This is a genomic window from Nostoc sp. CCY 9925 (genome assembly GCF_963920935.1).
Classification (GTDB): Bacteria; Cyanobacteriota; Cyanobacteriia; order Cyanobacteriales; family Nostocaceae; genus Nostoc.
The window spans coordinates 61,725-83,262 of the sequence record NZ_CAWUDO010000005.1 but is presented as its reverse complement, the minus strand read 5'-3'; the positions used below and the strand labels follow the sequence as shown (position 1 = coordinate 83,262).

The window sequence follows — 21,538 nt, the reverse complement described above, 5'->3', positions numbered from 1 at the left end:
CAATTTTATAATCACACGGGACGGAGATTTGGCAAGAGAAGTTTCCAATTTTAGGAGGGAGATGGGGCAGAGGGGAGAATATAACTCTTAGCTCAGCACTCCTAATGCCCCATACTCCAGTGATTAACTATCGCGGGATTCTGGAGTTACTTCTGACACTGATACCTTCGACTGGGGTGGTTCGATTACCAACGAAGTACCAGAAGCACCATCTAAAACTAGTTGCTCTGAGCCTGCATCCACAGTTTTTGGTTCTGGAAATACAAATCGTAACAAGGGAGGAGCTAAAAACGTGGTTAAGATAACCATCATGATAATTGCTGCTCCCAGTGGCTTGGAGAGAGCGCCGCTAGCAGCGCCGACGCCAGCAAATACTAATCCAACTTCACCTCTAGGAATCATCCCCACACCGATCGCTAAACGGTTGATTTCCGGTTGACCAAACACGCTTAAGCCTGTGATCACTTTACCGAGAATGGCTACTGCAATCAGGAAAGTTGCCATAATTAAGCCTTCCCGATTATCGGGAATCGCTGGGTTTAAGACTCCCAAATCGGTTTTTGCACCAACGGTGACAAAGAAAATTGGCACAAGCATATCGGCAATGGGACAGACTTGCGTTTGCAGTTCTTTACGCTTATCTGTTTCTTCTAAGACTAAACCTGCGGCAAAAGCTCCCAGAATTGCTTCTAAATGGATGACAGCGGCCAAATATGCCATAGCAAAGGCAAAGACGAATGCCGGTATCACTACTCCTCCCCGTGTTTTCAGATGGTTAGCGATCGCCACAAAAGACTTATTGAAAACATTGCCTAGCAATATCGATCCCAAAATAAAACTAGTGGCACTGATAATCAAATAAATGACTTTGCTAACGTCTACCACGCCATCTTTAGCTAAACTGGCAACTACCGCTAAGACGATAATTCCCAGAACATCGTCAATCACGGCAGCACCGAGAATAATCTGCCCTTCTTTAGAATTGAGTCGCCCCAGTTCTGATAGCACTTTGGAAGTAATTCCAATACTAGTAGCAGTCAAAGCCGCTCCCGCAAAAATGGCCGGGACAGCACTGATACCAAACAAAGTCATCAGTCCCACAGTACCAGCGGCAAAGGGTACTGCCACCCCCACCACTGCGACGACAGTGGCTTGGATACCCACTGCCATTAAGTCTTTTAAGTTCGACTCCAAACCGATTTCAAACAGCAGGATAATCACGCCCAATTCTGCTAAAACAGAAACGACCTCGGACTGTGCTGCAAACACCGCTGGAGTGGCTTCGGGAGATAAACCAGCAGTAGTTTGCAGAAAGGTCATAATCAAAGAATTAGAAGCGTCTGTGCCGCCTTCTGGAAACACCAAAAGATGGAAAACAGAGACACCGACTACTACACCACCTACGAGTTCGCCTAAGACGGGCGGCAAACCTATTTGGTTTGATAACTCTCCACCAACTTTGCTGGCGAGGTAAATTACTACTAAGCTTAGTAGCACTGCTGCTACTACCATTGAACTGTCTGCGGCTTCTGTTGCGCTAGCCAGCAGAGGAAAAGAGAAGTTGATTGGATTTAACAAATGCATTGGGTTCTGTGAAAATCCTTCTCTTTGATTTTGACGCGTTTCTGAAAAACGTCTATCTTTCGATACGATATTTGCAGGTTGTAAAAGGGACTGGGGATTGGGGATTGGGGACTGGGGTTAGAGGGGTGGAGTTTAAAAACTCGTAGGCAACTATCAAAGACTCGTGGGCGACTATCAAAGACTCATTCGCTATTCCCTATGCCCTAATCCCCAGTCCCTAGTCCCCAATCCCTAATAAATCCACCAAGCACTGCCAATAGACTTGAGAAACCGGGACTACAGACAGTCTAGGAAGTCGCAGCAAGTCAAAGTCTGTAAATTTTTCATCCTGCTTAATTTGGGCTAAGGTGACGGGTTGCTGTACTCTTCGCACTGCCCGCACATCCATAACTGCCCGTTTGCTATCGTTGAGTGCTGGATCGATATAAGGTTGACTAATTATTTCTGCTACACCCATAACTTGTCGTTCTTTGCCTGTGTGATAAATCAACGCCAAGTCACCAATTAGCATGGTGCGTATATGTTTGAGCGCTAGAGCATTGTTGACTCCATCCCAAATTGTACTGCCGTCCCGTTCCAAATCGAAGTAGGAATAATTTTCTGGTTCAGTTTTCAGCAGCCAATACGCCATACCCAAATCTCCCAACAAACTAATGTGATTTTTTTAGTTTCCAAAAATGTAACCATTCCCGCTTTTGATTCTGGCGGTGTCAAAGTATAAACATACAAATCGTATCTAGCGATCGCATTTGAATTATGAAAAACTTGTGGTAGCTGTTAACTTTCAACAGTCACCAAAGGATTGCTACATACGCTTAATTAAAAACATTTGTTCTGAGGAGTGCAAATCTTATGACTAGAGCCGCTTTACCCGGTTCTCCGTTTCCATCTGCAAACTTGTGGAAAATACTGTCTTTAACTTTACTTTTATGTACAACTTTTACACTGCCTGCGTTGGCACAAGAAAAGGAGAAATTGTGGCGAACCTTGACTGTTAACGGTCGTGGAACCCAAGAAATTCCCACAACCATAGCGCAAGTCAGTTTAGGAGTGGAAATTCAAGGTAAAACTGCACAAGAAGTACAGCAAGAAGCTGCCCGCAGGTCATCGGCTGTGGTTACGTTTCTGAAAAACCAAAATGTGGAAAAATTACAAACTACTGGTATCCGGCTCAACCCAGTTTATAGCTACAACAACAATGTGCAGCGGATTACAGGCTATGCTGCCAATAACACTGTGAGTTTTCGCATTCCCATCGATCAAACTGGTAAATTATTAGATGGTGCAGTCAAAGCCGGCGCAACACAAATTGATGGTATTAGTTTTGTTGCCAATGATGAAGCGATTACTAGGGCGCAAAACGATGCATTAGCAGAAGCTACCCAAAACGCTCGACAGCAAGCTAATGCCGTTTTCAGTACTTTGGGTTTGGCACCCAAAGAAGTGGTAAGCATTCAAGTTAATAATGCCACTCCACCTCCACAACCTGTGTTAGTGCGTAGTGGTAATCTGAAATTAGAGAATGCAGCTGATGTTTCCACCCCTGTAGTTGGTGGCGAACAAGAAGTAGAAGCATCGGTGACGTTGCAAATTAGTTATTAGTCATTAGTAGAGACGCGATTAATCGCGTCTCTACAATAGTCATTAGTCCTTACTTTAGACAAAGCGCAAAGTCTGAGCTAAGGCTTCCTTAGATCAGAACTTTGTAAGAGAGGACTAATGACATAATGACTATTGAGCAATTAGAAATTCTCTGGCGAAAAATCTCCGCCTCCTTCACCATCGCGTTTAGAGCCTAATAAATCTAATTGGTCTACTTGAATCACTGGTGATGAACGGTTTGCTCCTGTTTGGCGATCGCTCCATGTGTCAAACTTCAACGAACCTTTGACTGCAATTTGTCTACCTTTACGTACATAATTGCCTGCCACCTCTGCCGTTTTTCCCCATAGTTCCAAATTAAACCAATCAGTATGTTCGCCTTCCTTAGTACGGCGATTAACAGCTAGTGTCAATCTACACTTAACACTACCAGACTCAAAATACTTCATCTCTGGGTCGCCGCCTACACGGCCAATGAGGGTGACAACATTGATACTCATGTGCGTTACCTTTTAGTACAGGTGTACTTGTTAGTTGAGACTCCTATCATAGCTGATTGGCAAACTATTGAAAATAATGCGTTAAAGAGTTAACAATATGATTGAATTGAAAAATTATACATAAAACTGGGAGAAACACATAAAAGTATACGGATATACTAAGTCAACGAGAGAATATCAAAAAATAGATGCCTGAGACATAGTAAAAATTGCTGGGAATTATATAAAAATATAGTCTAGTTTACTGGACTCAGGATAGAAACGAATAGCATATAACACAATTAACTCTTACTGTTGTAGTCAAAAAGTAGCACATAGGGGGCTTAGAGACGCGTGGGTCTTTTCAGGAACTTTCGCACATCATGGGATATGGGTATCGACCTCGGTACCGCTAACACCCTTGTTTATGTATCTGGTAAAGGTATTGTACTCCAAGAGCCTTCAGTGGTTGCCATCGATCAAAATGAAAAGGTGGCCTTGGCTGTAGGAGAAGAAGCCAAGAAAATGCTCGGTCGGACGCCTGGAAATGTGATTGCTCTCCGCCCCCTGCGCGATGGCGTAATCGCTGACTTCGAGGTTGCCGAGCTGATGCTCAAAAGCTTTATTCAACGTGTAAATGAAGGTAGATCCTTAATTTTACCGAGGATTGTCATTGGCATTCCCAGCGGTGTCACAGGAGTAGAAAGGCGAGCTGTGATGGATGCAGCTCAACAAGCCGGGGCAAGGGAAGTTTACTTAATTGATGAACCTGTAGCAGCGGCAATTGGAGCAGGACTACCTGTTACTGAGCCTACTGGTAACATGATCATTGATATTGGCGGCGGCACCACAGAAGTTGCAGTCCTAAGTCTTCAAGGTACGGTGCTGAGCGAATCAGTACGCATTGCAGGGGATGAACTAACTGAATCAATCGTTCAGTATCTGAAGAAAATGCACAACTTAGTGATTGGTGAACGTACCGCCGAGGAGATCAAGATTCGCCTTGGCTCTGCATATCCCACTAACGATGATAACGATCTGATGATGGAAGTCCGAGGGTTACACTTACTTTCTGGTCTGCCACGAACTGTAACAATCAAAGGCCCAGAAATCCGTGAAAGTATGCTCGAACCGTTATCGGTAATTATAGAAGCTGTGAAACGGACATTGGAACGGACGCCTCCAGAACTAGCAGCAGACATTATTGACAGAGGTATTATGCTGGCTGGTGGTGGTGCTTTGCTCAAAGGTATAGATACCCTGATTAGCCATGAAACAGGGATTGTCACCCACATTGCCGCCGATCCTTTAAGCTGTGTTGTGCTGGGGACAGGTCGTGTGCTAGAAAACTTTAAGCAAATGGAACGAGTTTTCAGCGCTCGCTCTCGCAATATGTAGCGAAAAATTATCAGACTTAAGTTCTATTTGAGTTCTATTTGGGTTTTATATAAATAGAATCCAGGTAGAACTTAATTATTAAGTATATATAGGTATATATGGTTACAGTACGGCGTTGGTGGGATCATAAAGGATTACAAATCGGGGTGTTAGCTCTAATAGCTGGTAGTGCTTGGATATTGCGACAGACTCAAGGCGAGTTGGTACTTGAGACTTACTATACAATTACCCGTCCGTTGCAGATGTTACAGTCAGGGCCAACTCCAGAAGAACGCCTCAGAGATGCACGGGTATTAGAGTTACAAACTCGCATAGTAGATTTGGAAAGTGAAAAGAAAAAGTTACAAAATTTATTGGGCTATGTGGAAAAAGAACCACTGGCATCAAAGCCAATTCCAGCACGGGTGGTGGGACGTAGTGCTGACCAGTGGTGGCAACAAGTTACCCTGAATCGGGGTACTAATTCTGGGATTCAGGAAGGCTATATAGTCAAGGCCGATGGGGGATTGGTTGGTCTAGTGGAGAGTGTAACTCCCAATACTAGCCGTGTGTTGTTAATCAGTGACCTTAAGAGTCAAGTAGGTGTAACAATTAGCCGCACGTCCGCTAAAGGTGTTTTGCGAGGAGATTTTTCTGCGGAGGCTGTGCTGGAGTTTTATGAAAAAGTCCCAAATGCAAAGGTAGGAGATTTAGTTTCCACATCTGCTTATAGTAAGAAATTTCCATCTGGGTTGGCAGTAGGACGAATCAAGTCGCTGAATTTAAAGAAACTTCCAGCCTCGGTAGCCAAAGTTGAGCTTTTTCCGCCAATACGCTTTCTAGATTGGGTAGCTGTCTATCCAAAGCTAGAAAACCAAGATTTGGAAACCGAAAAGTCGGTAGAACAAAAGTCTAAGTAAACGTGAATTTGACAGACCTCACCCACCCAGCCTCCCTCTCCTCGAAGGAGAGGGAGGAGTAATGAAAAATTAGGCTTTTTGCTCCCCTCTCATTGAAGGGGCTGGGGGTGAGGTCAAAATCCTGTACATCGAATTCACGTTAAGTAAATTCTTCCTTGAAAATCAACACAAAAATGAAGATTCCTGCATTTGTTGGCAGCAGACAGAAAAAGCCAAAATCGCCAAAGCGAAAATCGAAAATCCAAATTCCACCCCTTTCTGGTTGGCATCCTGCTGTACGTCAGTTGATGGGTTGGGTGGTGACAGTTGGGTCTGTAATCTTATGTTTACTCTTGTTGCCAACCCGCTTGCCAGGTATGGAATTATTGGGAATTGGCCCAAACTGGTTGTTAATTTGGGTGGTGGCTTGGAGCGTGAAGCGCACAATGTTTACCGGAGCATTGGCGGGGATAATTTTGGGGCTACTTCAAGATGGAATGACATCACCATTGCCTACTCATGCCCTCAGTTTAGGTATAGTGGGACTTTTGACTGGTTTGCTCCAGAAACAGCGTTTTATGGAAGAGGATTTTATTTCTATTGCTGTAATTGTTTTTGTGATGGCAGTTTTGGGAGAAACTATCTTTGGTTTGCAATTAACTTTTATGGGTGATGCCTACGGTGGACATAGCCTACGCCAAGCTGGAAATATTTGGACATACTACCAACGTGTCGCCCTTGCTTCAGCGATTCTTAGTAGTCTCTGGGCACCTGTGGTTTATTATCCCCTGAATCTTTGGTGGCAGCGGATGAAATTTTTGGAGCAATAGTTTGGCTGTTAAATGTTGACAGTCATCAGTCAACAGTCAACAGTCAGCGTGAAATGCCATCACTAAAAGAGGATGGAATGAGCTTAACTTTTTCTTTGAGAAAAGCATCAAACGTCAACCTATCTGGTAGTGAAGTTTGTGCGCCTGATTTTGTGGCGGCTAAAGCGCCTGCTGCTGCGCCCCAGATAACTCCCTGATGTAAAGATATTCCTTCAAAAAGTGCTGCTGCTAAACCACCGTTAAAAGCGTCGCCAGCAGCTACTGTGTCAACTACATGAACTGGAAATGCAGGTACAAAAAACTTTTCTTGGGTAGTTGCACAAAAAACACCCTTAGCACCCAATTTGACGATCGCACATTTAACTCCCCTTTGCAATAAAATCTCAGCTGCCTTGGCTGCTGTTTCCTCTCCATCCACATCAAAACCTACCAACTGACCAGCCTCAACTTCATTGGGTGTGATAATGTCTATCAATGGATAAAGTTCGGCAGGTAAATTAGATTGTGCCGGTGCGGGGTCAAGAATGACTTTGATGTTTGCGCTTCTGGCTGCTTTTGCTGCTGCAACCACCGCAGGAATGGGAATTTCTAATTGTAAAAGTAGTGCTGTAGCTTCTGGTAATAAGCTAGATAATCGTTGCACATCTTCTCGATTGACGCGTCCATTTGCACCAGGAATTACAACAATTTGATTTTCTCCAGTCTGACTTACAGTGATGATGGCGACTCCAGAACTAACAGTTTCATCAACGAAAACATTGTTTGTCTGCACTCCAGATGCTTGCAAATTCTTGACAAGTTCTACACCAAAATTGTCTGCACCAACACGCCCGACAATTTGAGTAGGAATTCCCAGTTTGGCTAAGGCTACAGCTTGATTGGCTCCTTTACCTCCCGAAACTTGAAAAAAATTTTCTCCGAGTAAGGTTTCTCCGCCGACTGGTAAACGGGGTGCTGTGGCTACCAAGTCTATATTGATGCTGCCAAAAACGATAATGGTCATGATGATTTTTGTTTAGCTTACAAGTTATTTAGCCTCATAGTATAGGGTGCGATCGCAATGCTTAAAACTACAAAGATCTCTAGATTTTTGACGATTATCAGCAGTATTTAGCCTATAGTTTCAGATATTGACGCAAAATGCTTTGCGCCTGTTTTAGTAGCTCTGGTTCTAGTTCGCCCAATCGTTGAATCAAACGCATTTTGTCAAAAGTCATTGGTTCAACACATACCAAAAGACTATCTACAGACAGCCTATTCTGCGCTGATGAAGGTACTGCAACCACCGCAGGCGAAATCCGAGAATCATCTGGTCGTGCTGATGTAAAAGGTAAAACGGTCACCTTGGTTCGCTGAGCATTGAATACTGTACCAGAAACTACTAATGCTGGCCGTGCTTTACGAATCTCAGTACTTAAGGATGGATCGAAAGTTACGAGCCAGATGCTTCCCAGTCGGTAATCGCCACGTTCTGCCATTCACTTTGCCAACCTAATTCCAATTCATCCACTAGAGAACAAGCTATTGCTAGCGCAGCATCTTCTTGTTCTTGTCGCCATTGTTTCAAGAGATTTTCAATTAGCGCACTGCGGTTTTCAACTTGTTGGTCGATGTAAGTTAATAATTCATCCGGTAGCGAAATAGAGATTTTAGCCATGTCCTACTTCAAGTCATACTATAAGTAGTATAAACTCAAGGATTTACTAATTCCTAGCGTTGACCTTAATGAATGGGACTATCTAACGAGCGGAACAAGCTATACTGCGAAATATCGCTTAACAAATCTTAAAAACTATCATTGCAAACATAGGATATGCAAAACACAGATGTAGTTGTCATCGGTAGCGGTATTGGCGGTTTAAGTTGTGCTGCTCTTTTGGCACGGTATGGCTTTGATGTGATAGTCTGCGAAAGTCATTCCATTCCTGGTGGTGCCGCCCACACTTTTGAGCGCAATGGTTTCAAGTTTGACTCTGGCCCGTCTCTCTACTCTGGATTGTCTTACAGCCCCTCTACGAACCCGCTGCGGCAAGTCCTAGACGCCATTGGCTCTGAATTACCGTGTGTCACCTACGATACTTGGGGTTGTTTTTTGCCAGAAGGTTATTTCGATACGTCAGTTGGGGCTGAGCAATTTTCTCAAGTGTTGATGAAATTGCGTGGTCGTGAGGCTGTAACTGAATGGCAACAACTCCAGCGCATTATGGAACCACTGGCGAGTGCAGCAACGGCTATGTCACCGGCAGCATTACGCTTTGATTTGGGTGCAGTTCAAACTGTAGGACGATTTGCGCCAACTCTAGCAAAACATATTGCAAGTACGATCAAGCTGACTAGGCCTTTCAGCCGGGTTATGGATGGTGTTGTCAAAGACCAATTTACCCAAAATTGGCTGAATTTGCTGTGTTTTCTGCTTTCTGGGTTGCCAGCAGATGGCACGATCGCCGCAGAGGTAGCATTTATGTTTGCTGATTGGTATAAACCAGGGGCGGTACTGGATTATCCGATTGGTGGTAGTGGTGCTTTAGTTGACGCCCTTGTCCAAGGGTTGCAGCGTCACGGTGGTAAGGTCATGCTGAGCGCACATGTGGAGCAAGTGTTGGTGGAGGGTAATCGGGCGGTGGGTGTGCGTCTGCGCGATCGCCAAGAAATCCGCGCCCGCAAAGCAGTAATTTCTAATGCATCGGTTTGGGACACGCTGAAGCTGTTACCGGAAAATGCAGTATCAAAACATTTCCGCACTCAAAGACAAGCGACGCCTGAGTGCGATAGTTTCATGCATCTGCATTTAGGTATTGATGCCGAAGGATTACAGCCAAATTTACAATGTCATTACGTCGTGGTGAATAATTGGGAACTAGGCGTAACAGCACCTCAAAATTTGGTGGTCATATCAATTCCTTCAGTTCTTGATTCATCCCTAGCGCCACCGGGTAAGCATGTGATTCACGTTTATACTCCGGGAAATGAACCCTATGCTATTTGGCGGGGGATGGATAGAAGAAGTGAAGAATATGCCGAACAAAAGCGATCGCGTGCAGAGGTAATGTGGCAAGCGCTAGAACGGGTTATTCCAGATATTCGTTCTCGTTGCGAAGTCACCCTTGTTGGCACACCTTTAACCCACGAGCGTTTTCTGCGTCGTCACCAAGGTTCATACGGCCCAGCAATTGCAGCTGGTTCTGGTATATTTCCCGGTCCCAGCACTCCCCTATCAGGGTTGTTGTGCTGTGGAGATTCGACATTTCCCGGTATCGGCTTACCAGCAGTCGCCGCTAGTGGGATGATTGCTGCCAATACCATTGCACCTATTAACAAGCATTTAGAAATGCTTGAGGATATCAAATGCTTTTAATTTTTTGAGTAGAAAATCTAGCTACCAACACAGCCGCACCCGCAGCCAAAATTGCTAGAGCACTTCCAGTTTCGGGTACGGCAGCAACTTTAGCATCGATTCGTGCAGTTCCAGCAAACAAACCTGCCAAACTAGAATCGCCAAGTGTCTGAGCAAACTCTGGAGAAATAAACAATTGAACATCAGCCAGAGTTAGAGTTAAATTTTGTTCATCAAATGTCACAGATTGCGGAGCGCTCAAGTCAAACAAAATTGGATTAACAGAAGAAACTGTGTCTCTTAAAACAAGTCCACTGGCATTAGGCACAGTACGTCCGGGAGCAAAACCAATTGAAAAGTTACCAACAGTAATTTGCTGGTTGAAGGTAACAGTACCAATATGCTCGATTGTACCGAAGAGTGGAGTAAAACCGCCTTCGTCACTGAAGGTAAAGTTGGTATCTGAGTCGATTTGAAAGCCAACTAGATAATCACTCGGAATTGGTGGGACTGTATCCTGAGTGTCTGTGATAATTAGCCCGATATTTCTGAGAATATTTTCGTGGTCGCGATCTATACTGGTAACTCCAGATTCGACTTTAAAAGTTGCAGCTTCTACTTGTATGGGTGCAATTGATATAAAAGCTGCTGTCGTACAACTAATAATTCCTGTAAAGTGAGAAAAACGCATATATCTTCCCTTTTTTGTGCGCTTGATATTAGATAATTCAATGATTTTGTTGAGATTTTATTTTCCAATTCAAGATTTTTGCATTTTTACTTTTTTTGCTTAATTACTCGGATTTTTTCATTTGTTTTTTCTATGTTGAGTTTGCAATCAAAACTTATTCTACAGGACTTACGCAAAATCATGAAATAACGAACCGCAAAGGACACAAAGAAATAAGAGTTTCAGAGAGTTTTTGCGTAAGTCCTATTCTATTTTTACAGAATAAGTTTGATTGCTAGCTGAATAACACATTAAAAATCTCTGAGAAGTCACGAGCAGAGTCGAAGACACTCTGCTCTGGTCATAATGGCTGTAAAATTCAGGATGTTAGACTGTTTAATGTTCTTAAAACTATTGAGTTTATGTCTCTAAATTCAATAAATTCACTGGCTCAAAATTGTGAATTATGGGTTCTTATAAAAAAGCTTTTTTCTTTGGGTATTTTTGCATAATAAACAACTTATATAAGTGTTTAGGTGGCTGCCAAGAACATGACTAATAGTATTTCATGATGGTTTGCATCAATGATTTCTAGATACTTCGCTATTCTTTTTATAGACTACCATACTTTTTTCAAGCTCTATTATTAAATCGTCTGTTAAGTCCGATCAATTGACTATTATTAGTTAAAACTTAATCTGAAAACACGAAAATAATGGGTTTTTTAAAGTTCAAATAAAGAAATTGTCAATTTAATAGCATCTTTTAATTCATACACTTAAAAATTAAAAGTAAATTACGTAGATGTAAATAAACATGACTGATGGTAATTGAGCATAAAGTTTGATAAATAGGGCATTATGCATAAAAACTTACAAAAATATAGTTATGTTTAATGATGCCTAGTTACTATTATTTAGCTCTCAGCCTAGTATTGTGGTGCAATCAAAAATAAGTTTATCTTTAATTTATTTATAAGTTTTTAAGAAGTAAAGCCATGTCTGAAACTTGAGTACTAGACCAATAGAGCTAGCGATCGAGGTAGACTACATACACTAGTGCTTCTGGCGTTATCGAAGTGCTGTTAGCAAAAGCGGGGCGTTTAGCCCGTGCTAAGTTCAGAGTTAGGAATCATAATTCTTCCCCTACTCCCTTTTTTGGATGGAAGTATCAATTAGAAAATTGACATACACTCGCAAAAACGATATACCATATAGTGCATCATACGCAAACCGTTGTTTTATGCCTAGTGTTGAACTTGACGAAAACCGAGAGCATCGTATTCAAACAGAGATCGTTGTAGATGCTGAAGATAAAGAAGACCGGGCCATGGGTTGGTACTACTACCTGGAAGAAACTCTGAATTTTCCGTTTATGGCTAAATGGACTAAAAAAGCACGTAAATCAGGTTCAGCGGAGGAGAAAACAGTTGAAGTCCTGGGAATGGCACCAGATGATGAGTGCTTAAAAGATATGTTTGTAGAAGTGGCTTATATTAATGGTAAGGATGATGATGTGTATTCTGCCAAGTTATCTGAAATAGTAGCCATTGATGCTGACAGTGAAACTCAAGAAGCGATCGCAGACTGGCTCTATTGGATTGCTAGAGGGTATAAATTCTAGGATAAATTCCGAATCACGCGACAAGGATTGCCAGCAGCAATAACATTTTCAGGTATATTTTTTGTAACTACACTACCAGCACCAATGGTTGTGTTATCACCAATAGTTACGCCTGGACAAATAATTGCACTGCCACCAATCCAGACATTATTACCAATCTTAATTGGGGCTGCTAATTCTCTACTAGAAAGGCGAATTTCGGGTTCTGTAGGGTGATAGGCAGTATAAATTTGTACGTAAGGAGCGCATAAGACATTATCACCAATGTGAACTGTATTGCAGTCTAAAATTACACAGCCATAGTTTATATATAATTTATCCCCAGCGAAAATATTAGTGCCATAGTCACAGTGAAAAGGTGGTATGACTGTTACTTTTTGACCAATTTTTCCAAATAATTCCTGCAAAATTTGTTGTCGTTGCTGTTGCTGTTCTTCGGTTGTAGAATTGTACTTTCGCAACAGACGACTAGCTCGTTTATTTTCGGCAGCTAATTCGGGATCTTCTGCAAGATATAACTCGCCTGCGAGCATTTTCTGTTTTTCGGTTTTTTCCATAACGGATTTATAATACATTTAGATAAATGAATTCAGGGGCTTGTACCCTTTTTTTATTTTTAATTTTTAATTGCTGGGAAGCGACGGTCAATACTCAAATATCGCATAAGTAGCTTTTCCTTGCCGCTTAGCTCTGTACATAGCAGTATCGGCATCCCGTAGCAAGGTTGCAGGTTCTTCATAGTTACTACAATTCCAAGCAATACCAATGCTGGCTGTAGTATATAATTGATTTCCTTCGAGACTAAGGGGTGACCTTAGGGAGTCTTGAATACGTCTGGCAACGTTGGTAGCGTCAGTAATGTCTCTAATATCTTCTAAAAGAACGGTAAACTCATCACCACCAAATCGTGCTACAGTATCGCCACTACGTAAGCATGACTCTAAACGTCTAGCGATCGCTACTAAAAAATCATCCCCTACTCCATGCCCAAAGCGATCGTTAATCTCTTTGAAGTTATCTAAATCTAAAAACAAGACTCCAAAATAATAATCGCTTTTACGTTTGCTACGTTCAATTGCTTGTCTAAGCCTGTCTAGAAATAACACACGATTCGGTAATTCTGTCAACCCATCATAAAAGGCATTGCGAATTAGTTGTGCCTCTGTTTCCTTACGTTTAGTAATGTCTTGAAAAACTAAAACTGCACCAGTAATATTACCATTTGGATCGCGGATGGGTGCAACATTATCCCCAATCGGTATTTCTTTTCCATCTTTGGTAATTAGTGCACAGTTTTCCGGTAGATCTAAAATTTCGCCTGCTTCGATTACATTTGTGGCTAAATTTTCAATTGCTTCTCCTATATCTTTGTCAACTAAGCTCACAATTTCTACTAAATCTTTACCGAAAGCTTCGCTTTGTTTCCAACCAGTGATCATTTCTGCTGTTGGATTCATCATTTGAATACAACCATTTGCATATGTCACAATCACTGCGCGACCCATACTGTTAATAATTGCTGTCAGCCTCTGTTTTTCTTCTTGTAATCTGTTTTCACTCTGATGTTTATACAGAGCCATTTCAATCACAAAATGCAAATCATTTTCAAGAAATGGTTTGATTATATAGTTAAAAGGCTCAATTCCCTGATTTTCTTGTAAGATTTTATATTCGGAACGATTTATGATATGTACCACAGGCACATGGAAATGATTCTGGATAATATCCACTAGTCGCACGCCGTTAATTTCCCCAGCTAGGTAGATATCAATTAATACTAAATTGGGTTGAGTTTCTGCTACCTTTTTTATTACCTCTTCACCGGACTCAGTTATTTCTGAAACCGAATAGCCTAACTTTTGTAAACTTTTTCTGATATTTGAGGCTAGGGTTTTTTCATCCTCAACAACTAGGATTTTGCGGGGGACCATATTACGATAGCCTGTTTGCTAAGGTTGAGATTTTGTTGTTACTATCAACTCGATCTAAAATTCGATAATCTTATCATAAACAATCTCTAAATACCTTGCTAAATAGCAAACATAATGTTATTTTCCTGTGATAATTTCTGTATCTCCGAAGCTAATCTGATAATCATGTACAGCTAATATCAAGTTATTTATGTTAGATATAAATTATGAACAATCAAAAATTGATCTTCAAAAACATAGAATAATTATCTTGATAACAAGTAAAGTTATTCAGTATAGTATTTATCCAAAAATTAATCAAGAATAAAATTTCATAAATTCACAGCATATTAATCTCTCATTTTTGCTTTTGAAGTGGGTTTAGGGAGCATAACCTTTAAACATCCAGGAATCAGGAGAAGAGCATGAACGATATGGGACTGGGTTATTTAAGAGGAATTAAAAATCGTACTGGTTTTAAGTTTTTGAGAACGAGTCAGGACTCGGGGGAATAAATGGCAGGAAAAATTCTGTTTGTCAGATATTTCCACGCTCCAGGTAAACCCCTGTTTTTGCTAGTTTATGGGTGTCGATCTCTAAAACACAAAGCGTATTTTAGAGATCGGACTTACTTTTAGTCAGTTCAACGCTAATTTTGCCACCAAAGTCTGGAATTGGTGCGCTAGGTTTGCTAAGGGTGACTTGGACTTGTGCTATGCGATCGTACTGTTGGAGGATAGAATCTGCAATTACCATTACTAGCTTCTCCACCAAAGCGAACTTAGAAGTTTTTACCAGATGTTGTATCAAACTAATGACACTGCGATAATCTATAGTGTCTTCGATCGCGTCAGTCTTAGCCGCTGTGGAGATATCCAACCATAACTTCACATCAACCTCAAACCATTGTCCTAGCACCTGTTCTTCTGGCAGATACCCAGTGTAGCCATAGCCGCGAATTCCTGTTAAATAAATGCATTCCATAAAAGTTTGAGAGCAAATTGTGTGCATTTTCTAGAAAGTGTAGTCACTGCGTTGCCATCCTTGCCAAAGTTGAATCAACTGGCGTCAAGCTAGTCTGTCGGGAAATTTTCTAGCCAACAAACTCGTGTGGCGGTGTCGGTTTACATCCCCACATTTGTGAGGAAAAGCTTACAACCTATCGTTAGGGAAAGCTGCTTTTGAACCTCCAGGGGTCAAAAACCGAGCCTCGCACTTTTCCTTATCCAACTTTCCAAGACGGATTTTAAATTGAATTTCCCTCAATAAAATCTAAAATTTAAGATTGTTTTATAGCTATGTTTGATTTGATGCCGATCGCCTTTAAAAATGTTAATCAACTTTGGGCTTATATCTTAACAGAGACGCTAAAGCAGCTGGGATTGACTTGTGCTATTATTTGTCCTGGTTCACGCTCCACGCCCTTAGCAATAGCCTTTGCTCAACAAGCACCTGAGATTGAAGCAATTTCCGTGCTTGACGAACGCTGCGCCGCCTTTTTTGCCTTAGGACAAGCGAAAGCAATCGGACGTCCTGTGGTACTTCTTTGCACCTCTGGCACAGCAGGAGCGAACTTTTATCCAGCGGTAATAGAAGCCTCATATAGCCGCGTACCGCTGTTGGTGTTAACCACCGATAGACCGCCAGAACTGAGAGATTGTCACTCTGGGCAAACCATAGACCAATTGAGATTATATGGCAACTACCCAAATTGGCAAGCCGAGTTAGCCTTACCCTCTGCGGATATGGGAATGTTAGCTTACCTGCGGCAAATGGTAATTCATAGCTGGGAAACCACGCAAATCCCTACGAAAGGCCCAGTACATTTGAATATTCTCTTTCGCGATCCTTTGGCGCCTGTTCCCGATGGAAGTGACTTGAGTTTTTTACAGTCCCAGTTCCAGCCAGAAGAATTCTTTGCAGGAATCGCAAATCTTACCGCACAGACGCGATTAATGAGCCAGCGCGTTGCGGGGGTTCCTCCCGTTGTAGCGACTGGCGTCGCGTCTCTACCGACCCCCCAATCCCTATTCCCCATTCCTCAAGAATGGAAACAAGCCGATCGCGGCATTATTATTGCAGGTGTAGCCCAACCACAGCAACCACAGGAGTATTGTAAAGCGATCGCTCAACTTTCCCAAACTCTCAAATGGCCTGTTTTAGCAGAGGGACTCTCGCCACTGAGAAATTATGCCGACCTCAATCCTTATTTAATTTCCACCTATGACCTAATTTTGCGAAATCAGCAACTAGCCAAACAGCTAGTACCCAAAATGGTGATTCAGATAGGAGAAATGCCTACTAGTAAAGAATTACGTACCTGGATAGATGCAACCCAACCCCAACGCTGGGTAATTGACAACAGCAACCAAAACCTCGACCCTTTGCACGGGAGGACGACGCATTTGCGGATGAGTGTAGAACAGTTTTTTTGGGAAGATGAAGAGGACATCGGGAAAGAGGACACGGAGACACGGGGACACGGAGACACGGGGAATTTATCACAAAGACTCTCCGCGTCACCGCGTCTCCCACTCTCCGCGTCTTCTTCCCCTGACTATCTCCGCCAGTGGTGTGCAGCAGAAGTGCAAGTTAGGGCAGCTGTTGATCAAACTATGGGGAATATGGAGGAATTATTTGAAGGGAAAGCAGCTTGGTTAATTTCTCAAACGCTACCGCCGGGAACGCCACTGTTTATTGCTAATAGTATGCCTGTGCGGGATGTGGAATTTTTCTGGAAACCGAATAATTTGAGAGTGCGATCGTATTTTAACCGGGGTGCAAATGGTATTGACGGCACATTATCCACAGCATTAGGAATTGCTCATCGCCAGCAAAGTAGTGTAATGCTAACAGGAGATTTAGCTTTATTGCATGACACAAATGGTTTTTTAATCCGCAATAAATTTGTGGGACATCTGACAATTGTGTTAATTAATAACAATGGCGGTGGAATTTTTGAAATGTTACCCATCGCCAAATTTGAACCACCATTTGAAGAGTTTTTCGGCACTCCCCAAGATATTAATTTTGCTCAGTTATGCGCTACTTATAATGTGCAGCATGAATTGATTACTTCTTGGGAACAGTTGGAGCAAAAAGTGAACCCACTACCAACTACAGGAATTCGGGTTTTAGAGTTGCAGACAAATCGCAAAGCTGATGCCAAGTGGCGACAAGATAATTTAAGGAGATTTGCCGCAGATATTAGTATTTAAGTCTATTGGAAGTTAAGATAATAACTCAGATATAGTACATGACAATAATAAAAAATCATGATCTATGAAAAAAATCTGATTGGAAAGACAGTTGAATAAGCTACTGAATATGTAAAAACTAACGGTTATGAATTGTTTATAGTGCAAGACAACTGGATGGTGCAAAATCTATTTACTAGAGGAGTATATATAGTTGTGGTGGATAATAAAATAACTAAGCTTAAAGATGTTCGTCATTAAGGTTGAGGCAAAATAGCTAGTACAGCACGGCGGAAATCTAGCCACGATAATTAACCAGACAAACAGCAGACAAGGGATTTAAATCTCTTGTTAAAGGTAAGTAAACTTCGATTCCGCCACAGTGTACTACGCATTCTCAAGTTAAGCTGAACTCGGCAATTAAACTCGAACTGAGTAATCAGTGTAGATAATCGAGACGTATTGAAAAAGAATTAAGCAAAACCACCATCCAGCCTTGCTCTTAGGGCACAAATATAAAGAATAGCCGGAATAACTCTTTTATAACTAGGATTTGTCAACTGCCATAGTGTAAACAATCCTGCGCCTATCCAACCAACTGGCCCGATAATAACAGCTATTGCACTTGACATTGTTGTATAAACAACAAAAGGTAAAGTAATTCCTATTACGCCAGTTAGTGTACCCAATGTTGTTGAAGCTAGTAAATAAATACCAAAACCAGACAATTTAGCACCTGTCAAAGCTAGAAAAATACTAGTACTTCCTAATAATTCACCTCCTTTATCAAATTCTGATGCTGTTTTTCGTAACTGCTGTTCCATTTCTCGCTTTTGTTCTGGTGTCATTTTCTCCAACATTGTTTCCATAACTTTCTGTGCAATCTTGACCTCCATTGCACTAGCAGATTCATATTTACTACATTTGATGTTTAACTTTTTAGCAGCTCGCCTAACTATTTTTTGATAACTTGGATGATCGTCAAATATTTCATTAAATACATAACTAGCAGCATCTTGGCTCTTCTCGCATAGACGATCAACAATAGAATCGACTGTTGGTTGTGATGCCTTAAGAATTTCTGCCAATGCTTTCCTCTCCTCAAATGAAGCGCGATTTAGCAAATTTTTAAGTTCATCCATATATTTAACCTTTTTACTGATAAAAAATGCTAATAATAGTATTCCCAGTAATATTCTTTTTATATCGATGAACTGAAGAAAAAGGAGAATCAAGCTATGGCAAAAAAACTGAGTGATGTAATGGCAGAACTCCCACCTGCACGTCGAGCAAAAATTGAAGCCCGCGCTCAAGAGCTTATTGCCGAAAATATGACGCTTCAAGATATTAGAAAAGCCAGAAAGTTAACTCAAGAATCTATGGCGGAACTATTAGGAATTCGTCAAGATAGTGTCTCTAGCCTTGAAAAACGTGCAGACCTGTTGCTTTCTACATTGCGTAGTTATGTTAAAGCTATGGGAGGAGAGTTAAAACTTGTAGCAGAATTTCCTGATAGACCTCCTGTGATTATTTCTGCACTAGGAGAATTAGACGATCGCGCTTCTGAGATAGAAGTAGAATAAGCGATCGCTCTCTTTTTGTGCATAAGATTTACTCTCTTGGTTGACCTTGTAACCACCCTTCCAAATCACCAAGAGTAGAGAAATCTAACAAAGCATCACCTAAAGCTTCCAACTGTTCCACCGATAACCCTTGAATCTGGGACAGAACCGCATCAGGAATATTACCCACGCGCCGATTTAACAGGCGTAAAACGATCGTTCTTTCCCCTTCAATCTTTCCTTCTTGCTTCGCCTCCCGAAAAGCCCGTGGTTCTTCTAAATTAAGTCCCAACATTGCTTCAATCTCCTCTCGACTCAGGTTAGAAAACTTGTAGACGATAATTGTCGTCACTAAATCAATTATCGCTTGCTCTGATTGCTGCCGTGCTTGTTCAAGCAAAAACCGCGCCCCCTCTACTGCTTCAGTTTCAGCAGTAACATTTGTCAGCAACATTAAACTCAATCCTAAAGGTTGTTCTCGTAAATCCCCCAACTCATCGAGATAAACTCGCCTGACTTGTCCACTCTCCAACAAAGCGCGGTGAATCGTTAAATTTGATGGTTCCAGACTGCGAGAAGGAAAAATCAACACTCCAAACCAGTCATCGTAACGAATTGAGTGGCGGTAGAGAAACAAAAACAACTCGCTAAAGAAGCGGTGATATAAATCTTCGTCCTTCTGAAACTGAACTTCAGCAAAGAAAACTATTTTAGAAATCGCATTGGCGGGAGGTAGAAACACTCCATCAATGCGGAAGGCTGTTTCTTTAACCTCAACCGATTCAAACTGGTAGTCTGCTGCTTCTGGGGGTGGTTGGTCTACTAATTCAAACAGCAATCCTGGAAATTGCTTAAACAATTTGTAGAAGATGGAGTCGCGCCGCATTACGATCGCTAATGAATTACCAGCCCTGATTGTAAAGCTTAAGACATTAATCTTAGCGTAGGCGTAGCCCACCGCAGGTATCGCAACTCCCCACGTCCGCGATAAAATTCTCAAGCACAACAGCGTACTCCATACTAATGCAAATCAACTGGGAAACTGCCAAAACCTACGAAGATATTCTGTATCAAAAAACCGAGGGTATTGCGAAAATCACCATCAATCGCCCTCACAAACGCAATGCTTTCCGCCCCAAAACGGTCTTTGAACTGTACGATGCTTTTTGTGATGCACGTGAAGATACTACTATTGGCGTTGTCCTCTTTACTGGATATGGGCCACATACTGATGGTAAATATGCCTTTTGTGCTGGTGGCGACCAAAGCGTGCGGGGACATGCTGGATATGTGGATGATAGTGGCATCCCTCGGTTGAATGTGCTGGATTTGCAACGCTTGATTCGTTCCATGCCAAAAGTAGTGATTGCTTTAGTAGCGGGATATGCGATCGGTGGTGGACATGTCCTACACTTGATTTGTGACCTCACCATCGCCGCAGATAACGCCATTTTCGGGCAGACTGGGCCGAAAGTCGGCAGTTTTGATGGTGGTTTTGGCGCCAGCTATCTCGCCCGCGTTGTGGGGCAAAAAAAAGCACGAGAAATCTGGTTTCTCTGTCGTCAATATAATGCACAACAAGCTTTAGAAATGGGGTTAATTAATTGCATTGTCCCAGTCGAACAACTAGAAGCCGAGGGTATTCAATGGGCGCAAGAGATTTTAGAAAAAAGTCCGATCGCAATTCGGTGTCTCAAAGCAGCATTCAACGCTGACTGTGACGGACAAGCTGGTTTACAAGAACTCGCTGGCAATGCCACCCTACTGTATTACATGACAGAAGAAGGATCTGAGGGCAAAAAAGCGTTTCTCGAAAAACGTCCGCCAGATTTTCGCTCTTTTCCTTGGTTACCTTAAAATTGCAAAAATCGCACCTTCCCAAAGGGTGCGATTTTTCTAGATGTCAATGTTTACAGCACTAAAAATCTTAAAAACAAATCTTATTTTAAGCAGACTAGGAACCTAGTCCAGTAATAATGAGTGACTAAATAAGCACAGCTTTAGTTTTAGCCTCTTGGGAAGTAGAGACAGTTGTCTCTTCTACAAGAGCAAGAGCAGCATTGTCTAAATCTGAGGCTAAGGATTGAGAAGAAGCTAAAACTGGTTTTGCATCTGGCAAACCCCAAGCATCTTCCAAAGTTTCCCAAGAAGGTGCAAAAGGTGGGATCGCCAAAGTACAAGCTTTCCAGCTTGCTTGAACTGGCGCTCCCAATTGCTGACACACTCCGCCACGGCGGCCTTCTGGCTGGTAATGACGGCAATATCTACAGGCAGATGCTAAAGATTTAATAGGTTTCATTTGGGTTCATCATTAGTGCCGTTTCAGGCTGAATTTCACCCTTATATTTTGCTTCTATATATAAAGACGCAGGAGAGGCAAAAAATCATTATTTGCTCTAGGTTTCAGCGATCCCCACGAAAAAATAAATTTTAGAATATTTTTATATTCTTGTTATATTTTTCAATGTTTA

General features: G+C 41.9%; 22 protein-coding genes. 9 read left to right on the top strand and 13 right to left on the bottom strand.

The window, feature by feature from the left end; all coding sequences use genetic code 11:
• Nucleotides 1–123 precede the first annotated feature (123 nt).
• Both ACM0OY_RS04280 and ACM0OY_RS04275 read right to left on the bottom strand, forming a co-directional pair.
• Nucleotides 124–1,584: a cation:proton antiporter gene (locus tag ACM0OY_RS04280; RefSeq protein ID WP_414567647.1), complete on the bottom strand. Its 1,461-nt coding sequence runs from the start codon at nt 1,582–1,584 to the stop codon at nt 124–126.
• A 217-nt stretch (nt 1,585–1,801) separates the two neighbouring features.
• The gene (locus tag ACM0OY_RS04275) at nt 1,802–2,215 is read right to left on the bottom strand and encodes an EVE domain-containing protein (RefSeq protein WP_414567646.1); all 414 of its coding nucleotides are present in this window, start codon (nt 2,213–2,215) and stop codon (nt 1,802–1,804) included.
• A 221-nt stretch (nt 2,216–2,436) separates the two neighbouring features.
• Here ACM0OY_RS04275 and ACM0OY_RS04270 point away from each other — a divergent pair, with 221 nt between their 5' ends.
• Entirely contained in the window at nt 2,437–3,186 is a 750-nt protein-coding gene (locus ACM0OY_RS04270) for an SIMPL domain-containing protein (RefSeq protein ID WP_414567645.1), read from the top strand.
• A gap of 140 nt (nt 3,187–3,326) precedes the next feature.
• Here the strand turns inward: ACM0OY_RS04270 and ACM0OY_RS04265 are convergent, their stop codons facing one another.
• Nucleotides 3,327–3,686, bottom strand: coding sequence for a single-stranded DNA-binding protein (locus tag ACM0OY_RS04265; RefSeq protein ID WP_414567644.1), 360 nt, complete (start codon nt 3,684–3,686; stop codon nt 3,327–3,329).
• Nucleotides 3,687–4,055: 369 nt separating this feature from the next.
• Here ACM0OY_RS04265 and ACM0OY_RS04260 point away from each other — a divergent pair, with 369 nt between their 5' ends.
• The 3 genes from ACM0OY_RS04260 (at nt 4,056) to mreD (ending at nt 6,771) form a co-directional block, all read left to right on the top strand.
• A complete protein-coding gene (locus tag ACM0OY_RS04260) occupies nt 4,056–5,063 on the top strand; it encodes a rod shape-determining protein (protein WP_096539882.1) in 1,008 nt (335 codons plus the stop codon).
• Nucleotides 5,064–5,161: 98 nt separating this feature from the next.
• A complete protein-coding gene (gene mreC, locus ACM0OY_RS04255) occupies nt 5,162–5,962 on the top strand; it encodes a rod shape-determining protein MreC (protein WP_414567643.1) in 801 nt (266 codons plus the stop codon).
• A gap of 173 nt (nt 5,963–6,135) precedes the next feature.
• Nucleotides 6,136–6,771, top strand: a complete 636-nt coding sequence (gene mreD, locus ACM0OY_RS04250; RefSeq protein WP_414567642.1) for a rod shape-determining protein MreD — start codon at nt 6,136–6,138, stop codon at nt 6,769–6,771.
• 43 nt (nt 6,772–6,814) lie between these two features.
• On the opposite strand, the gene rbsK is transcribed toward mreD, so the two are convergent.
• The 3 genes from rbsK to ACM0OY_RS04235 all read right to left on the bottom strand — a co-directional run bounded on the left by rbsK (nt 6,815) and on the right by ACM0OY_RS04235 (nt 8,428).
• Entirely contained in the window at nt 6,815–7,774 is a 960-nt protein-coding gene (rbsK, locus tag ACM0OY_RS04245) for a ribokinase (RefSeq protein WP_414567641.1), read from the bottom strand.
• Nucleotides 7,775–7,886: 112 nt separating this feature from the next.
• Nucleotides 7,887–8,249: a type II toxin-antitoxin system PemK/MazF family toxin gene (locus ACM0OY_RS04240; RefSeq protein WP_414567640.1), complete on the bottom strand. Its 363-nt coding sequence runs from the start codon at nt 8,247–8,249 to the stop codon at nt 7,887–7,889.
• Complete coding sequence (locus tag ACM0OY_RS04235; protein ID WP_190956310.1) at nt 8,204–8,428, bottom strand: type II toxin-antitoxin system ParD family antitoxin; 225 nt, start codon at nt 8,426–8,428, stop codon at nt 8,204–8,206. The genes ACM0OY_RS04240 and ACM0OY_RS04235 overlap by 46 nt, the downstream gene beginning before the upstream one ends.
• Before the next feature lie 156 nt (nt 8,429–8,584).
• On the opposite strand from ACM0OY_RS04235, the gene ACM0OY_RS04230 reads away from it, so the two are divergent.
• Complete coding sequence (locus ACM0OY_RS04230; RefSeq protein WP_414567639.1) at nt 8,585–10,126, top strand: phytoene desaturase family protein; 1,542 nt, start codon at nt 8,585–8,587, stop codon at nt 10,124–10,126.
• Here ACM0OY_RS04230 and ACM0OY_RS04225 read toward each other — a convergent pair.
• Nucleotides 10,113–10,796, bottom strand: coding sequence for a hypothetical protein (locus ACM0OY_RS04225; protein ID WP_414567638.1), 684 nt, complete (start codon nt 10,794–10,796; stop codon nt 10,113–10,115). The genes ACM0OY_RS04230 and ACM0OY_RS04225 overlap by 14 nt on opposite strands.
• A 1,221-nt stretch (nt 10,797–12,017) precedes the next feature.
• Between ACM0OY_RS04225 and ACM0OY_RS04220 the strand changes: the two genes are divergently transcribed.
• Entirely contained in the window at nt 12,018–12,398 is a 381-nt protein-coding gene (locus ACM0OY_RS04220; RefSeq protein WP_414567637.1) for a calcium-binding protein, read from the top strand.
• Here ACM0OY_RS04220 and ACM0OY_RS04215 read toward each other — a convergent pair.
• From ACM0OY_RS04215 to folB, 3 genes are all read right to left on the bottom strand, one after another.
• Nucleotides 12,395–12,955, bottom strand: a complete 561-nt coding sequence (locus tag ACM0OY_RS04215; protein ID WP_414567636.1) for a sugar O-acetyltransferase — start codon at nt 12,953–12,955, stop codon at nt 12,395–12,397. The genes ACM0OY_RS04220 and ACM0OY_RS04215 overlap by 4 nt on opposite strands.
• A gap of 87 nt (nt 12,956–13,042) precedes the next feature.
• On the bottom strand, nt 13,043–14,329 hold the full coding sequence (locus tag ACM0OY_RS04210) for a diguanylate cyclase domain-containing protein (RefSeq protein ID WP_414567635.1): 1,287 nt from the start codon (nt 14,327–14,329) through the stop codon (nt 13,043–13,045).
• A 594-nt stretch (nt 14,330–14,923) separates the two neighbouring features.
• Nucleotides 14,924–15,292 (bottom strand): dihydroneopterin aldolase, encoded by a 369-nt coding sequence (gene folB, locus ACM0OY_RS04205; RefSeq protein WP_414567733.1) that lies wholly within the window; start codon nt 15,290–15,292, stop codon nt 14,924–14,926.
• Nucleotides 15,293–15,606: 314 nt separating this feature from the next.
• Between folB and menD the strand changes: the two genes are divergently transcribed.
• On the top strand, nt 15,607–17,526 hold the full coding sequence (menD, locus tag ACM0OY_RS04200; RefSeq protein ID WP_414567634.1) for a 2-succinyl-5-enolpyruvyl-6-hydroxy-3-cyclohexene-1-carboxylic-acid synthase: 1,920 nt from the start codon (nt 15,607–15,609) through the stop codon (nt 17,524–17,526).
• Nucleotides 17,527–17,978: 452 nt separating this feature from the next.
• Here the strand turns inward: menD and ACM0OY_RS04195 are convergent, their stop codons facing one another.
• The gene (locus ACM0OY_RS04195; protein WP_414567633.1) at nt 17,979–18,647 is read right to left on the bottom strand and encodes a hypothetical protein; all 669 of its coding nucleotides are present in this window, start codon (nt 18,645–18,647) and stop codon (nt 17,979–17,981) included.
• A 96-nt stretch (nt 18,648–18,743) separates the two neighbouring features.
• Between ACM0OY_RS04195 and ACM0OY_RS04190 the strand changes: the two genes are divergently transcribed.
• Entirely contained in the window at nt 18,744–19,088 is a 345-nt protein-coding gene (locus ACM0OY_RS04190) for an XRE family transcriptional regulator (RefSeq protein ID WP_414567632.1), read from the top strand.
• 28 nt (nt 19,089–19,116) lie between these two features.
• Here the strand turns inward: ACM0OY_RS04190 and ACM0OY_RS04185 are convergent, their stop codons facing one another.
• Complete coding sequence (locus ACM0OY_RS04185) at nt 19,117–19,953, bottom strand: Rpn family recombination-promoting nuclease/putative transposase (protein WP_414567732.1); 837 nt, start codon at nt 19,951–19,953, stop codon at nt 19,117–19,119.
• 137 nt (nt 19,954–20,090) lie between these two features.
• Here ACM0OY_RS04185 and menB point away from each other — a divergent pair, with 137 nt between their 5' ends.
• Complete coding sequence (menB, locus tag ACM0OY_RS04180; protein WP_414567631.1) at nt 20,091–20,924, top strand: 1,4-dihydroxy-2-naphthoyl-CoA synthase; 834 nt, start codon at nt 20,091–20,093, stop codon at nt 20,922–20,924.
• Nucleotides 20,925–21,051: 127 nt separating this feature from the next.
• On the opposite strand, the gene ACM0OY_RS04175 is transcribed toward menB, so the two are convergent.
• A complete protein-coding gene (locus ACM0OY_RS04175) occupies nt 21,052–21,366 on the bottom strand; it encodes a hypothetical protein (RefSeq protein WP_414567630.1) in 315 nt (104 codons plus the stop codon).
• Nucleotides 21,367–21,538 lie beyond the last annotated feature (172 nt).